We start from the raw sequence: 14,713 nt of genomic DNA on the forward strand, positions 1-14,713 counted from the left end.
CCGTGCCCGTGCCCCTCCCCGCCCCCTGCCGGTCCCGCACCCGCTCCCGCCCCCTGACCAGGGGGTAACACCCCAGGCCGATGAGCGCGGACACGAAGTGCCCGAAGTCGGTGAAGGTCGGCGCGGCCAGCAGCGGGGCGCCGAAGAAGACGAGGAGACCCGCCAGATACCCGTACCGCCACGGCGAACGGATCCGGTAGACCAGCACCGCCGCCACCCCGGCCAGCGCGTAGCTCACCCCCACGTCCAGCGTGTTGACGGAGGACCGCGGCGCCAGCCCGTCCTCGATCGCCAGCGCCAGCGCGCCCTCGCTGATCAACGTCGCCAGCACGTGGGCGGCCGCGCACACCGCGAGCCACCGCGCCGTCCCCAGCCAGCGCTCGGCCTGCGCGTGGAAGACGGAGTACAGCGCCACGTACGGCACCCAGTGCCCGCCGTCGATCCACATCGCGCTCGCCACCAGCACCCGCACCGGATGCCGCGACAGCTCATGGATGTTCGTCGAGCGCTGCCGCAGGAAATCCTGCTCGAACTCCGGGGACATGTGGTGCAGCGCCACCGTGGTGACGAACAGGACGGCCAGCCACACATAGGTACCGGGCGCACGGCGCACGTACGCCCACACCGCCCGCCCCACCCGGGAGACCCCCGTGAGCCGCTTCACCCAGCCAGTATCGTGCGCCCAGGCCGGACCCGCCTGACCTGGGCTTCTGATGGAGCCCCCTGTCGGATTCGAACCGACGACCTGCGCATTACAAGTGCGCTGCTCTGGCCAGCTGAGCTAAGGAGGCGTCGCGCGCCGCAACCCGCGCGCGAGGGCGGCACCACTGTACACAGCCGCAGTTTCCCCGGGCCACGGACTTCTCCCCGCGGGGCGGCCCGGACGGGGCGCGCCGCCGCGCCGGTCCGGGAGTTCCCGAGAAGTTCACCTGTCCTCAAGTGCTGACAGACCGGGAAACGCCAGGTACCGTCCTGACCCAGTTCGCTCATGTGGACTACACCAACCACCTTCCTACAACGGATCGTCCGGCACGTTCCTGCCGGTAGAAGGGGGCCTTCGAGCCATGGCCACTGTCACTTTCGACAAGGCGACCCGGGTCTACCCGGGCTCCACCAAGCCCGCCGTCGACGGACTGGACATCGAGATCGCGGACGGCGAGTTCCTCGTCCTGGTCGGTCCCTCCGGTTGCGGCAAGTCCACCTCGCTCCGGATGCTCGCGGGGCTCGAGGACGTCAACGGCGGCGCGATCCGCATCGGCGACCGTGACGTGACGCACCTGCCGCCGAAGGACCGGGACATCGCCATGGTGTTCCAGAACTACGCCCTGTACCCGCACATGACGGTCGCCGACAACATGGGCTTCGCGCTCAAGATCGCCGGCGTGAACAAGGCGGAGATCCGGCAGAAGGTCGAGGAGGCCGCGAAAATCCTCGACCTCACCGAGTACCTGGACCGCAAGCCGAAGGCCCTCTCCGGCGGTCAGCGCCAGCGTGTGGCGATGGGGCGCGCGATCGTGCGCGAGCCGCAGGTGTTCCTCATGGACGAGCCGCTGTCCAACCTGGACGCCAAGCTCCGTGTGTCGACGCGTACGCAGATCGCGTCGCTCCAGCGCCGTCTCGGCATCACCACCGTGTACGTCACCCACGACCAGGTCGAGGCGCTCACCATGGGCGACCGGGTGGCGGTTCTCAAGGACGGTCTGCTCCAGCAGGTCGACACCCCGCGCAACATGTACGACCGTCCCGCGAACCTCTTCGTGGCCGGCTTCATCGGCTCCCCGGCGATGAACCTCGTCGAGGTGCCGATCACCGACGGCGGCGTGAAGTTCGGCAACTCGGTGGTGCCGGTGCAGCGTGACGCGCTGTCCGCGGCCACCGACAAGACGGTCACCGTCGGCGTCCGCCCGGAGCACTTCGACGTGGCCGGCCCCGACGGCGACCAGGGGCTCGCGGTCGTCGTGAACGTGGTCGAGGAGCTCGGCTCGGACGCCTTCGTGTACGGCACCGCCAAGGTGGGCGACGAGTCGAAGGACCTCGTGGTCCGCGTCGGCGGCCGTGACGTCCCGGAGAAGGGCAGCACGCTGCACGTCGTCCCGCGCGCGGGCGAGACCCACGTGTTCTCGACGTCCACGGGCGCGCGTCTGTCGGACTGACGCACAGGATTGAACCCGGGTGATTCACCCGGATTGATGAAAAGGGCCCCGCAGCCTGCTGCGGGGCCCTTTTCCGCGTCCACCGAATCCCCGACACAGCGGACATTTCACCGGGTGCTCGTCAACCCTCTACCCAATGCGGGGCACGACATCATCCCCCGTCCGGGTGACTAAATGTCGCCAAATCATTACTGCACGCTACCCTCTCACGCGTGAAGCACTCCGCGAACCACTCCACCACCCAGCGCACGCGCCGCGGCCGGGGCGGCCCAGCCCGCCGGATCGGCCGCTCGCTCGCCCTCGTCCTGCCCGTCGTCATGGTGCTCTCCGGGACCCTCGCGGTCACCCGGGTCAACTGGTCGGGGAACCCCTCGGATTCGGTGCTCACCGCCTCCGACGTCTCCGCCGTGCACCAGTCCTCGCACAGGGCCGCCAAGGCCCCGCAGGACGTCCTGCGCGACCAGCTGCTGGCCGAGCTCCAGGAGAAGGATCCGGGCGTCGCCCTGACCCACCTCCAGGCCGCCGTGAACGGCCGGCCGTCGCTGGCCAGGCACTGCTCGTCCATCGCCCGCGCCCTCGGTCGCGCCGCGGTCCGCATGTACGGTCCGTCGCGCGCCCAGTCGTACTCCCGCCCGGTGTGCGACACCGCCTTCGCCTCGGGCGTCCTGGCGGCGCGGGGCTGAGGCGCCGGCCCGGACGGGGATCCCGGGCAGCGGGCCCGTCCGCCGGGCTCCGACATCCGTACCGGGCGTGCGGCTCCTCCCGCTCCGGGGGAGCCGCACGCCCCGCATCGTGCGGCACGTACAGTGCGGGCATGACCGATCCGCACGCCGCGTCCCGCCCCACGCAAGCCGTCATCCTGGCCGGTGGCCAGGGGTCCCGGCTGCGCCCGTACACCGACGACCGGCCCAAGCCGATGGTCGAGATCCCCGGCACGGGGACGCCGATCATCGGTCATCAGCTGGGCTGGCTCGCCGAGGAGGGCGTGACCGACGTCGTCGTCTCGTGCGGCCATCTCGCCGAGGTCCTCCAGGACTGGCTGAAGTCCGCCGACCTGCCCGTGGCGGTCACGACCGTCGTGGAGACGGAGCCTCTGGGCCGCGGCGGCGGTCTGAAGTACGCGGCGGCACGCCTCCCGCACCCGGACCGGTCCTGGTACGCGACCAACGGCGACATCTGGACCCGCTTCTCGCTGCGCGAGATGGCCGACTTCCACACCGAGCGCGACGCCATAGCGACGCTCGCGCTGGCCCGTCCGCGGATCCCGTGGGGCGCGGTGCAGACCGACGGGTTCGGTCACATCACCGACTTCATCGAGGCGCCGCCCACGACGTACGAGATCAACGCGGGCGTGTACGTCTTCTCCCCGGAGTTCGCGGGCCTGCTGCCCGAGCGCGGCGACCACGAGCGGACGACGTTCCCGCACCTGGCCCGCGAACGACGGCTGGCCGGGTTCCCGCTCCCGCAGGGGGCGTACTGGCGGGCCATCGACACGGCGAAGGACCTCACCGAGGCCGCGAAGGAGCTGGCCGCGGCCCGTCGCTGACCGCCGCTCGGCCGGCCCCGGAAACGCGGGGCACGGGCCGACGCGCCTGCGGGTCGAGGCCCGCAACCCCACGCCCGCCGTGGGAAGGCCGTGAGGAGACCCGTGCAAAGACCGGGGTGCCGTGCGCTGTACAGCGCACGGCACCCCGGTGGCCGTTCCGGACGGCCGATCCGGCCGGGCGGACCGCCCTATCCGAGCAGGCCGCCCACCAGGCCCGGCTGGCCCGAGGACGAGGAGCCGCCGTCCGAGCCGCCGCCGCCACCGCCGCCGCTCGTGGAGCCGCCGGAGGAGGCCGAGCCGCCCGAGGACGGGCCCGAGCTCGTGGCGGGGGCGTGCTGCCGCGGGGTGGACCGCTCGGGCGGGGCCTGGCCCGCGGTGCCCTGGGTCTGGCTGGGCGCGCCCGCGCCGGAGTTGCCGGTGGCGCCGGAGTCACGCGTCTTGGAGGGCTCGCTGTCCGCGCCGGCCGTCGGGGACGCCGAGGGGGTGCCGCGGGTGGGCGAGGTGGACGCCGAGGGCTCGCGGGAGGCCTTGTGCGAGCCGGACCGCTCCGGGAGCGGGGAGCCGGGCAGCTCGTTGCGCGGGGGCTCGCCCGGTCCGGGCACGACCACGCGGTCGGCGTCGCGGACGGCGCCGCCGAGCAGGGAGCCGACGAGCAGGGTGAGTCCGACGGCGATGGCGGTGACGAGGGCGCCGCGGCGCAGGACGTAGCGGCGCAGCTCCCACAGGTCGGTGCGCGGGCCGAGACGGCGCCAGGCGCCGGCGGCGAGACGCCCGTCGACCGAGTAGACGGGGGCGCCGGCGATGATCAGCGGCGACCACGCGGCGAGGTAGATGATGTCGGGGGTGTCGTAGACCGGGACGGTCTTCCAGCTGACGGTGACGATGAGCGCGGCCGAGAGTCCGGCGCCGACCACCGCGGCCACCCGCTGCCAGCAGCCCAGGACCGTGAGGACGCCGACGACGACCTGGAGGAAGGCGATGACGAGGCCGGAGCCCACGGGGTGGTGCAGGGCGAACTGGCGCAGGGGCTCGGCGACTTCCCACGGGTGCAGGGTGTCGAGCCACTTCACCATCGAGCCGCGCTTGCCGCCGTCGAAGTAGACGGGGTCGCACAGCTTGCCCATGCCGCCGTAGATGGAGATGAAGCCGAGGAAGACGCGCAGCGGGAGCAGGACCACGCCGAGGTTCATCCGGCGGCCGGGGTAGTAGGCGTGCCGGGCGGGGTCGTCGCCCTGGCGGCGGCCGCGGCGGGTCGGTTCGGCGTCCGGGTCGGGGCCGTGGCCCCTCGCGTCGAAGTCGTCGAACTCGGCGTCGTCGTAGGCGGGTTCGTCATAGGCGCTGCCGACGGTGCGCATGTTCGGCAGGAGGCGCTGTTCGCCGGCGACCGGCGTGCGCTGCGCGCCGACGAGCGGGGTCTCCAGCGTCTGGGCGGCGAGCGCGCCGTCGTAGCCCCTGCCGTCGACGCCGACCCGCGGGATGACCTGGGTGGCTCCGGCGTCGGCCGTCGGCGGTTCGCCGTGGCCGACGCTGCCTGCCCGCACGGCCTGCAGCAGTCGGTGGGCGCCGGTGTCGTCCGGGGCGGACCTGCCGCTCCAGACGACGGCCCGGCGACGGCCACCGGAAGCGGCCGCTCTGCTCGCCGCCCCGACGGCGGCCATGCGCGCGGTGTCATCGATGGCGCTCACGTGCCGGGCGATCCGCGGGGATTGGTTACGCCGCGCCGACGCGCCGAGCTGCACGCGGAAGCTCGCGTGGCTGACGATGATCTGCGCCGGGTCGCTCGGCACCTTCACCATGCTCAGCGCGGGAGCGTCGTCGAATCCCGACGAGCGGTCCCCCGTGGGTGTGCGGGGTGTTCTGGTGTCCACACTCATCTAACCGAGTGACGTGACGTTAGGACACTGCTTTGACCCGGCGGATCTGTCCGGACTCCGTCAAGGTTGCACTACGCGCCGGGGTTGACCCGTTCGGGTGAGCCTGCGGACGTCTGTGCGCCCCGTTCCGGCAAGCTCACCCGCCCGCGGTCAGCTCCTGCGCCGGGCCGCCTCGTACAGCACGATGCCCGCCGCCACACCGGCGTTGAGGGATTCGGCGCCGCCCGGCATCGGGATGCGCACCAGGAAGTCGCAGGTCTCGCCGACGAGCCGGGAGAGCCCCTTGCCCTCGCTGCCGACGACGATGACGACCGGGCCGTCCAGGGCCGGCAGGTCGCCGACCTGGTGCTCCCCGTCGGCGGCCAGACCGACGACCGCGATGCCGGCCTTCTTGTAGGCCTCCAGGGCGCGGGTGAGGTTGGTGGCGCGGGCGACGGGGGTGCGGGCGGCGGTGCCGGCGGACGTCTTCCAGGCGCCGGCCGTCATGCCGGCCGCGCGGCGCTCGGGCACCACGACGCCGTGGCCGCCGAAGGCGGAGACGGATCGCACGACGGCGCCGAGGTTGCGCGGGTCGGTGACGCCGTCGAGGGCGACGATCAGGGGGTCCTCCCCGCCGTCGTAGGCGGCCGCGGCCAGGTCCTCGGGGTGGGCGTACTCGTACGGCGGGACCTGGAGGACCAGGCCCTGGTGGTTGAGGCCGTTGGTCATGCGGTCCAGCTCGGGGCGGGGGGCCTCCATCAGGTGGATGCCGCCGCGCTCGCCGGCGAGCTGGAGCGCCTCGCGCACCCGCTCGTCGTTGTCGATGAACTGCTGGACGTACAGGGTCGTCGCGGGGACGCCCTCGCGCAGCGCCTCGACGACGGGGTTGCGGCCGACGACCATCTCGGACGTGCCCTTGCCGCCGCGGCCGCGGGGCGCGGGCCGGCGGGCGGCCTGCTTCGCCTTGGCGTTGGCGATGCGGTTCGCCTTGTGCTTCTTGCGCATCTCGGCGGGCGGGGTGGGGCCCCTGCCCTCGAGGCCCTTGCGTCGCTGGCCGCCACTGCCGACCTGCGCGCCCTTCTTGCCGGACATGCGGCGGTTGTTGGCTGCCATGAGTCTCTCGTCTCCGTGAGCTTCGTACGAACGTCTTATGCAGTGTGCCGCCCGGGGGGCCGGGCGGCACAGTCGATCAAGGACGGGCCCGTGGCCGCCCTAGCGCGGGCCCAGGGTCCAGCGCGGGCCCTGCGGGCCGTCCTCGATGGTCAGGCCGGACTGGGTGAGCTGGTCGCGGATGGCGTCCGCGGTGGCCCAGTCCTTGCGGCCGCGGGCCGACTCGCGCTGGTCGAGGACGAGGCGTACGAGGCTGTCGACCACGCCGTGCAGGTCCTCGCCGCGGGTCTCCTCGCCGGCCCAGTGCGGGTCGAGCGGGTCCAGGCCGAGGACGCCGAGCATGGCGCGGACCTCGGCGAGGCGGGCCACGGCGGCTTCCTTGTCGTCGGCGGCGAGGGCCGAGTTCCCCTGCCGGACCGTCGTGTGCACGATGGCCAGCGCCTGGGGCACGCCCAGGTCGTCGTCCATCGCCTCGGCGAACGCGGGCGGCACCTCGGCCGCGGGCTCGACGACGCCCCCGGCCTTCTCGACGACGCGCTGCACGAACCCCTCGATCCGCGCGAACGCCGACTCGGCCTCGCGCAGCGACTCCTCGCTGTACTCGATCATCGAGCGGTAGTGCGGGGTGCCGAGGTAGTAGCGCAGGACGATCGGACGCCAGTGCTTGACCATCTCGGAGACGAGGACGCTGTTGCCCAGCGACTTCGACATCTTCTCGCCGCTCATGGTGACCCAGGCGTTGTGCACCCAGTACCGGGCGAACTCGTCGCCGTAGGCCTTGGCCTGGGCGATCTCGTTCTCGTGGTGCGGGAAGATCAGGTCGAGGCCGCCGCCGTGGATGTCGAAGGCGGAGCCCAGGTACTTGTGCGCCATGGCCGAGCACTCCAGGTGCCAGCCGGGACGGCCGCGGCCCCAGGGCGTCTCCCAGTCGGGCTCGCCCGGCTTGCTCGCCTTCCACATCGCGAAGTCGCGCCTGTCGCGCTTGCCGGTGATGCCCTCCTCGGCGGGCTGGCGCAGGTCGTCGAGGTCCTGGTTGGACAGCTCCAGGTAGCCGGGGAACGAGCGCACGTCGAAGTAGACGCTGCCGTCGGCCTCGTAGGCGTGGCCGCGCTCGATCAGGCCCCGCATCATCTCGATCATCTCCGGGACGTGCCCGGTGGCGCGCGGCTCGTAGGTCGGCGGGAGGCAGCCGAGGGCGTGGTAGCCGTCGTTGAAGGCCCGCTCGTTCTCGTAGCCGATGGCCCACCAGGGGCGGCCCTGGTCGTGCGACTTGGCGATGATCTTGTCGTCGATGTCGGTGACGTTGCGGATGAACGTGACGTCGTGGCCGCGGTGGGTGAACCAGCGGCGCATGATGTCGAAGTTCAGGTAGGAGCGGACGTGCCCGATGTGCGGGGCGGCCTGCACGGTGGCGCCACACAGGTAGATCGAGACGCAACCCGGTGTGAGCGGGACGAAGTCACGGATCTGCCGGGCGCTGGTGTCGTACAGGCGAATGGTCACCCCACCAGGGTAGTGGGCGCGGGGCAGTGCCCCGGGCCCCTTCCGCCCAAGGGCCACATATTCGTGACATGCCGGGGCACGGACCCGTGAGGCGCGTGACGGGCGAGGTCAGCCGGTGCGTGCGACCAGTGCCGTGGCGATCGCCATCAGGCCTTCGTCGCGCCCCGGGAAGCCCAGTCCGTCCGTGGTCGCGCCGGACACCGACACCGGGGCGCCGGCCGCCTCCGAGAGGATCTTCTGGGCCTCGTCGCGCCGCTTGCCGATCTTGGGCCGCGGGCCGACGACCTGGACGGCGACGTTGCCGATGACGAAGCCGGCCGCGCGCACGATCCGCGCGGCCTCGGTGAGCAGGGTGACGCCCGAGGCGCCGGACCACTCGGGGCGGCCGGTGCCGAAGTGCTGTCCGAGGTCGCCGAGCCCCGCGGCCGAGAAGAGGGCGTTGCAGGCGGCGTGCGCGACGACGTCCGCGTCGGAGTGCCCGGCCAGTCCGGGGCCCTCCCCTTCCCACTTCAGGCCCGCGCACCACAGCTCGCGGCCCTCCTCGAAGGCGTGGATGTCGGTGCCGACGCCGACCTGGGGCAGCGGCGCGCCGGCGAACGGCGTCTCAGAAGCCATCGTTGAGCCTCCTGCGGGCCAGGACCGCCTCGGCGAGGACCAGGTCCAGGGGGCGGGTGACCTTGAAGGCCTCCTCGTGGCCGGGAACGGCCACGACCGTCAGGCCGAGCCGCTCGACCATGCCGGCGTCGTCGGTGACGTCGTCCTCGACCGTCTCGTGGGCGCGGACCAGGGTGGCGCGGTCGAAGCCCTGCGGGGTCTGCACGGCGCGCAGCCGGGCGCGCTCGGGGGTGGCGACGACCGGCTCGGGGTCGCCGGGGACGGCGGCCGGCTCGACCTCCTTGACGGTGTCCGCGAGCGGCAGCGCCGGCACGACGGCCGGGGCGCCCTCGCGGACGGCCTCGATGACGGCGTCCACCGTGTCGACGGGGACGAGGGGGCGGGCGGCGTCGTGGACCAGCACGATGTCGTACTCGGGCGGCAGGGCGTCCAGGCCCAGCCTCACCGATTCCTGGCGGGAGTCGCCGCCGGGGACGACCAGGAAGTCGGTGCGGTCGGGCAGCGCGTGCGCGTCGAGCAGGGACTTGACCTCGGCGGCGCCGTCGGGCGGGGCCACGACGACGACCAGCGAGACGGCGCGGGAGGCTGCCAGGGCGCGGACCGCGTGGATCAGCATGGGCGTGCCGCTCAGCGCGCGCAGTGCCTTGGGGGCGCCCGGACCGAGGCGGACGCCCCGGCCGGCGGCCGGAATCACCGCGGCCGTGCGGGCGGACGCGGGGGTGGGACGCGAATCGTCAGACATCGGTTCCTGTCAGGTTTGTGTGCTGGCCTGCCGTGGGTATGGCCTGGGAAGTGCCGGGCGCGACGCCTTGACCGGACCCTTCCGTGACGCACCGGTCGAGGCAGCAGCCCGGGCCCGGCACACCAAGTATCGGGGGGTCACCCCCGTGGGGCGGGACAGTCCGGAGTTGTCCGGGCATGAACATGCCGCAGCGCCCGGCGACGGGAGTACGTCATCGGGCACCGCGGCAGTTCACTGTTCCTCGGTGTGCTGAGGCCGGTGCAGAGCCGGCGTCAGGACGCGAGAACCTCGTCGAGCAGCGCTTCGGCCTTGTCCTCGTTGGTGTTCTCCGCGAGAGCGAGCTCGCTCACCAGGATCTGGCGGGCCTTGGCGAGCATGCGCTTCTCACCGGCGGAGAGTCCGCGCTCGCGCTCACGACGCCACAGGTCACGCACGACTTCCGCGACCTTGATGACATCGCCGGAGGCGAGCTTCTCCAGATTTGCCTTGTAACGACGCGACCAGTTCGTGGGCTCCTCGGCGTACGGCGCGCGCAGCACCTCGAAGACCCGGTCCAGCCCGTCCTGACCGACCACATCACGCACGCCGACGAACTCCGCATTGTCCGCTGGCACACGTACCGTCAGGTCGCCCTGGGCGACCTTCAGCACCAAGTAGGTCTTGTCCACGCCTTTGATCTGGCGAGTTTCGATAGCCTCGATCAGCGCGGCCCCGTGATGGGGATAGACCACGGTGTCGCCAACCTTGAACGTCATGTGACAGGTACCCCTTCCGTGGCTATCCAGGGTAACACGGAAACTGCGGGTTCTGAATGGCGTTTTCGCAGGTCAGGGCATATCTCGGGGCTTGACAACACCAACAGGGACGTGCTGCGCGGGGCCCGCGGGGGCAGGTATTCGCAGGTCGGAGCCGCTCTTCGAGGGGGGAGAAACGCGTACGTTACACGCATCCGGAGAGCCGCCCGAACGGCCGAACGTCCCCATATGTCCGCTTCCACATGTGCGACTTCCGCTACTCCGTTCGGAGTGCCTGGCCGGATACGAGCCGTTTCCGGAATTGATCATCGGCCGTTCGGCCGGGACGGTGATCAATTCCGGAAGGGGCGCGCATTCCTTCACGGAAAATCCGCGAGCGGGCGGGGAGCGCGTTTTCGGGAATGCCGTGCGAGCAGGTGGACCTCGGGTGAAGCCGAAGTGACTCGTGGGTCGCGAACGGCAGCCGGACGGTCCCCGGCGCGCCGGGTGGGACGCGAGGGGCGCGGGAGGGGCCGGGGCGCCCGTCGGACCCGAGATCGCTCCAGAGGCGGGTCGGGTGCGGCGGCGCGCGACGGGCTCGGTAACCTGAGGCTGCTGACAGACCCTTAGGACGGCTGATCCCGAAGGAAAGCCGCCCGCGCGTACCAAAGGAGTTGCCGCCGCCGTGAGCAGCAGCCTTCGACGCGGCGCCCTCGCCGCCTCCGCCCTCGCGTTCTCGATCGCCTCGCTCGCCGCATGCGGCGCCGGCAACGACTCCCAGACCCTGGAGATCAAGCCGGACAACGCCGCCGCCAGCGTCGGCCACATCAAGCTCCAGAACGTCGTCGTCATCACCCAGCCCGACCCGCAGTCGACCGGACCCGCGGTGATCGCGGCGACGGTCTTCAACTCGAGCGACGACCCCCAGACCCTGGACTCCGTCACCGTGGACGGCACCGGCAAGTCCGCCGAGCTCAAGCCCGCCAAGGGCAACGGCAAGATCTCCGTGCCGGCGCACGGCTCCGTCGTCATCGGCGGACGGAACAACGCCTCCGCCGTCCTGCCGAGCAGCCGTGAGGCCGTTCAGGACGGCAACGCGCAGAAGGTGACCTTCACCTTCAGCGAGACCGGCGCGGTCAGCCTGCGCGCCTTCGTCGTCCCCGCCGAGAGCTACTTCTCCTCGTGGGGTCCGAGCTCCGTCCCGAGCCCCTCGGCCAAGCCCTCGCAGTCGCCCTCCGGCAGCGCCTCGCCGTCCGGCGGCGCGTCGCCCTCGGGGAACGCGTCGCCCTCCGGCAGCGCCTCTCCCTCCGGGAACGCCTCGCCGTCCGGATCGGGCTCCCCGAGCGCGTAGCCGGCGGACGGCCCGAAGCCCGGGCCACGGCATGCAGGAAGGGCGGCGCCCCACGCGGGGCGCCGCCCTTCCTGCATGCCGTGCGGACCGGCCTACGGCTCGAACTTGTAGCCGAGGCCGCGAACCGTCACCAGGTAGCGCGGCGCGCCCGGGTCCGGCTCGATCTTCGCGCGCAGGCGCTTGACGTGGACGTCGAGGGTCTTGGTGTCGCCCACGTAGTCGGCGCCCCACACCCGGTCGATGAGCTGCATGCGGGTCAGGACCCGGCCGGCGTTGCGCAGCAGCATCTCCAGCAGGTCGAACTCCTTCAGGGGGAGGTCGACCTTGGAGCCGGAGACCGTCACCACGTGGCGGTCGACGTCCATGCGGACCGGGCCCGCCTCCAGGGCCGCCGGCGTGACCTCCTCCGGCTCCCCTCGGCGGCGCAGCACGGCCCGGATGCGGGCGACCAGCTCGCGCGAGGAGAAGGGCTTGGTCACGTAGTCGTCGGCCCCTATCTCCAGGCCGACGACCTTGTCGATCTCGCTGTCCTTGGCGGTCACCATGATCACGGGGACGTTGGAGCGGCCGCGCAGCTGACGGCACACCTCCGTGCCGGGCAGGCCCGGCAGCATCAGGTCGAGGAGCACGAGGTCGGCGCCGTTGCGCTCGAACTCGTCGAGTCCGTCGGGGCCCGTGGTCGCGACCGCGACCTCGAAGCCCTCCTTGCGGAGCATGTACGACAGGGCGTCGGAGAAGGACTCCTCGTCCTCGACGACGAGCACTCGGGTCACGGATGGACCTCCGGGGCGGAAAGCGTCTGGTACGCGGTCGAATTCGGGGACGCGGCGCGGGGCGGCGCCGAGGGTGAGGGGTGGGAGGAGGAGGGAGCGACCTCGTCGAGGTCGTCGACGTCGTCGACCTCGTCCGGGTCCGGACGCGGGTGCGCGCGGTCGCGGGTCGCGCCCGCCTCCGGCAGCCGCAGGGTGAACGTGGAGCCCTGGTTCTCGGCGCTCCACACCGTGACCTCCCCGCCGTGCGAGGCGGCCACGTGCTTGACGATCGCCAGCCCGAGGCCCGTGCCGCCGGTGGCGCGGGAACGGGCCGGGTCGACCCGGTAGAAGCGCTCGAAGATGCGCTCCTTGTCCTTGTCGGAGATGCCGATGCCCTGGTCGGTCACCGCGATCTCGATCAGATCCCCGCCCGGGGCGGTCACCCTGCGAGCGGCTATGCCCACGCGCGTGCGGGCGGGCGAGTAGTTGACGGCGTTCTCGACCAGGTTGCCCAGGGCCGCGGCCAGCTGGCCCCGGTTGCCCCAGACACGCAGGTCGGCCGGGCCTCCCGCGGCCATGGTGATCTGCTTGGCGCCGGCCTGGTGCCGGCAGCGGTCGACGGCCTCGGCGACCAGTTCGTCGATGCCGACCGGTTCGGCGTCCTCCAGCGGATCGTCGTTCTGGACCCGCGACAGGTCGATGAGCTCCTGGACCAGGCTGGTCAGCCGGGTGGCCTCGATCTGCATCCGGCCGGCGAACCGTTCCACCGCCTCGGGGTCGTCCGAGGCGTCCATGACGGCCTCGGAGAGCAGGGAGAGCGCGCCCACCGGCGTCTTCAGCTCATGGCTGACGTTCGCCACGAAGTCCCGCCGGACCGCCTCGATCCTGCGGGCCTCGGTGAGGTCCTCGACGAGCAGCAGCACGAGCCGCGAGCCCAGCGGGGCCACTCTGGCCGACACCGCGAGGGCCTCGCCGCGTCCCGTCCCGCGCCGCGGGAGGTCCAGCTCCACCTGGCGTATCTCCCCGTCGCGCCGGGTGTCCCGGGCCATCTTCAGCATCGGTTCCACGCTGAGCTTGCCCCCGCGGACCAGCCCGAGGGCGTACGCGGCGGAGCTGGCCTTGACCACGGCGTCCGCCTCGTCGAGCACCACGGCGGAGGAGCGCAGCACCGACAGGACCGTGTCCACCCCCGGCGGCAGCACGGGGTCGGTGTGCAGGGAGGTACGCGTGGGGCGCTTCTGCTCCCGCTCGCTCCAGCGGAACGCCAGCATGGCGATGACACCGGTGAGCACCCCGGCGATCGCTGCCGCTGCGGCGACCGCCGCGTTCACGTCCATGCCCCCAGGTTAGGCACGGGTTCGGTCCTGGCCACAGCCATCGAGGTGCGAGCTCGAACACTCGTCGCCCAGAGTTCACCTTGGAGCCAGGGGTGGTTCATTTGAGGTGACGGAAATCGACGCGTACGGGGCGGAGCGTGGCACCGTGGGGTTCGCAGGTCCGGTCACAGGGCCGGTCGGCGCCGGTCCGAGAGCCGGCTCCGACCTGGTGTCGCGGCCGGTTCTGGCCCCCGGAACCGAACCCGAACCCCTAGAACGACGTACGAGAGGGAACCCTGATGCGGGACGCGTACCACGAGGAACTGGACTCGATCGGCGACAGCCTGGTGGAGATGGCCCGGCTGGTCGGGTCGGCGATCGGACGCGCCACGACGGCCATTCTCGACGCCGACCTCAAGCTCGCCGAGAGCGTCATCGAGGCCGACAAGAGGGTCGACGAGCTACAGCACGACCTGGAGGCGCGGGCGATAGCGCTGCTGGCGCGGCAACAGCCGGTGGCGACGGACCTGCGGATCGTCGTCACGTCGCTGCGGATGTCGGCCGACCTGGAGCGCTCCGGCGACCTCGCCCAGCACGTGGCGAAGCTGGCGCGGCTGCGCTTCCCCAACCGGGCGGTGCCGCACGACCTGCACGCCACGATCCTGGAGATGGGCCAGCTCGCGCAGCGCCTGATGGCGAAGGCGGCCGAGGTCATCATCACCAAGGACGTCGACCTGGCGCTCCAGCTGGAGCAGGACGACGACGAGATGGACCTGCTGCACCGCACGCTCTTCCAGCACCTGCTGGACGACAAGTGGAAGCACGGCATCGAGACCGCGGTCGACGTGACGCTGCTCGGCCGCTACTACGAGCGGTTCGCCGACCACGCGGTGGCCGTCGCCAAGCGCGTGGTGTTCCTGGTGACCGGCGAGCACGCGGACGAGCTCCAGCAGGACCTGCCGCCGGAGATCCAGCCGTCCGCCGGTGCGGGAACGGGCGTGGGCGGGGCGGACGAGAGCGTCTGAGCCGGGGCGGGGT

General features: G+C 72.1%; 14 protein-coding genes and 1 tRNA gene. 5 read left to right on the top strand and 10 right to left on the bottom strand.

Annotated features, from left to right (window positions below; all coding sequences use genetic code 11):
* Both KMS84_RS34110 and KMS84_RS34115 read right to left on the bottom strand, forming a co-directional pair.
* Positions 1-625, bottom strand: a 625-nt coding sequence (locus KMS84_RS34110; RefSeq protein WP_256920410.1) for a rhomboid-like protein, incomplete at its 3' end; no start/stop codon positions are given.
* A gap of 89 nt (positions 626-714) precedes the next feature.
* Positions 715-791: transfer RNA gene (locus tag KMS84_RS34115), tRNA-Thr, on the bottom strand.
* A 273-nt stretch (positions 792-1,064) separates the two neighbouring features.
* On the opposite strand from KMS84_RS34115, the gene KMS84_RS34120 reads away from it, so the two are divergent.
* From KMS84_RS34120 to KMS84_RS34130, 3 genes are all read left to right on the top strand, one after another.
* The gene (locus KMS84_RS34120; RefSeq protein ID WP_256920397.1) at positions 1,065-2,153 is read left to right on the top strand and encodes an ABC transporter ATP-binding protein; all 1,089 of its coding nucleotides are present in this window, start codon (positions 1,065-1,067) and stop codon (positions 2,151-2,153) included.
* 212 nt (positions 2,154-2,365) lie between these two features.
* Positions 2,366-2,836, top strand: a complete 471-nt coding sequence (locus tag KMS84_RS34125) for a hypothetical protein (protein ID WP_256920398.1) — start codon at positions 2,366-2,368, stop codon at positions 2,834-2,836.
* A gap of 131 nt (positions 2,837-2,967) precedes the next feature.
* Entirely contained in the window at positions 2,968-3,699 is a 732-nt protein-coding gene (locus tag KMS84_RS34130) for a nucleotidyltransferase family protein (RefSeq protein WP_256920400.1), read from the top strand.
* 188 nt (positions 3,700-3,887) lie between these two features.
* Here the strand turns inward: KMS84_RS34130 and KMS84_RS34135 are convergent, their stop codons facing one another.
* From KMS84_RS34135 to KMS84_RS34160, 6 genes are all read right to left on the bottom strand, one after another.
* Positions 3,888-5,573: a DoxX family membrane protein gene (locus tag KMS84_RS34135; RefSeq protein WP_256920401.1), complete on the bottom strand. Its 1,686-nt coding sequence runs from the start codon at positions 5,571-5,573 to the stop codon at positions 3,888-3,890.
* Between the two features lie 150 nt (positions 5,574-5,723).
* Positions 5,724-6,665, bottom strand: coding sequence for a 23S rRNA (guanosine(2251)-2'-O)-methyltransferase RlmB (rlmB, locus tag KMS84_RS34140; protein ID WP_256920402.1), 942 nt, complete (start codon positions 6,663-6,665; stop codon positions 5,724-5,726).
* Between the two features lie 99 nt (positions 6,666-6,764).
* Positions 6,765-8,165: a cysteine--tRNA ligase gene (gene cysS / locus KMS84_RS34145; protein WP_256920403.1), complete on the bottom strand. Its 1,401-nt coding sequence runs from the start codon at positions 8,163-8,165 to the stop codon at positions 6,765-6,767.
* A 108-nt stretch (positions 8,166-8,273) separates the two neighbouring features.
* Entirely contained in the window at positions 8,274-8,780 is a 507-nt protein-coding gene (gene ispF / locus KMS84_RS34150) for a 2-C-methyl-D-erythritol 2,4-cyclodiphosphate synthase (protein WP_256920405.1), read from the bottom strand.
* Positions 8,770-9,522, bottom strand: a complete 753-nt coding sequence (gene ispD, locus KMS84_RS34155; protein ID WP_256920406.1) for a 2-C-methyl-D-erythritol 4-phosphate cytidylyltransferase — start codon at positions 9,520-9,522, stop codon at positions 8,770-8,772. The genes ispF and ispD overlap by 11 nt, the downstream gene beginning before the upstream one ends.
* Before the next feature lie 272 nt (positions 9,523-9,794).
* The gene (locus tag KMS84_RS34160) at positions 9,795-10,277 is read right to left on the bottom strand and encodes a CarD family transcriptional regulator (RefSeq protein WP_003953493.1); all 483 of its coding nucleotides are present in this window, start codon (positions 10,275-10,277) and stop codon (positions 9,795-9,797) included.
* Between the two features lie 664 nt (positions 10,278-10,941).
* Between KMS84_RS34160 and KMS84_RS34165 the strand changes: the two genes are divergently transcribed.
* Positions 10,942-11,607, top strand: a complete 666-nt coding sequence (locus tag KMS84_RS34165; protein ID WP_256920407.1) for a copper chaperone PCu(A)C domain-containing protein — start codon at positions 10,942-10,944, stop codon at positions 11,605-11,607.
* Positions 11,608-11,699: 92 nt separating this feature from the next.
* Here KMS84_RS34165 and phoP read toward each other — a convergent pair whose 3' ends face one another.
* Both phoP and phoR read right to left on the bottom strand, forming a co-directional pair.
* Positions 11,700-12,371, bottom strand: a complete 672-nt coding sequence (gene phoP / locus KMS84_RS34170; RefSeq protein WP_004000192.1) for a two-component system response regulator PhoP — start codon at positions 12,369-12,371, stop codon at positions 11,700-11,702.
* A gap of 5 nt (positions 12,372-12,376) precedes the next feature.
* Complete coding sequence (gene phoR, locus KMS84_RS34175) at positions 12,377-13,696, bottom strand: two-component system sensor histidine kinase PhoR (RefSeq protein ID WP_256920408.1); 1,320 nt, start codon at positions 13,694-13,696, stop codon at positions 12,377-12,379.
* Between the two features lie 278 nt (positions 13,697-13,974).
* Here phoR and phoU point away from each other — a divergent pair, with 278 nt between their 5' ends.
* Positions 13,975-14,700: a phosphate signaling complex protein PhoU gene (gene phoU / locus KMS84_RS34180; protein ID WP_256920409.1), complete on the top strand. Its 726-nt coding sequence runs from the start codon at positions 13,975-13,977 to the stop codon at positions 14,698-14,700.
* Positions 14,701-14,713: the final 13 nt, after the last annotated feature.

Origin of the sequence: Streptomyces hilarionis (assembly GCF_024539675.1) — a bacterium.
Lineage (GTDB): Bacteria > Actinomycetota > Actinomycetes > Streptomycetales > Streptomycetaceae > Streptomyces > Streptomyces hilarionis.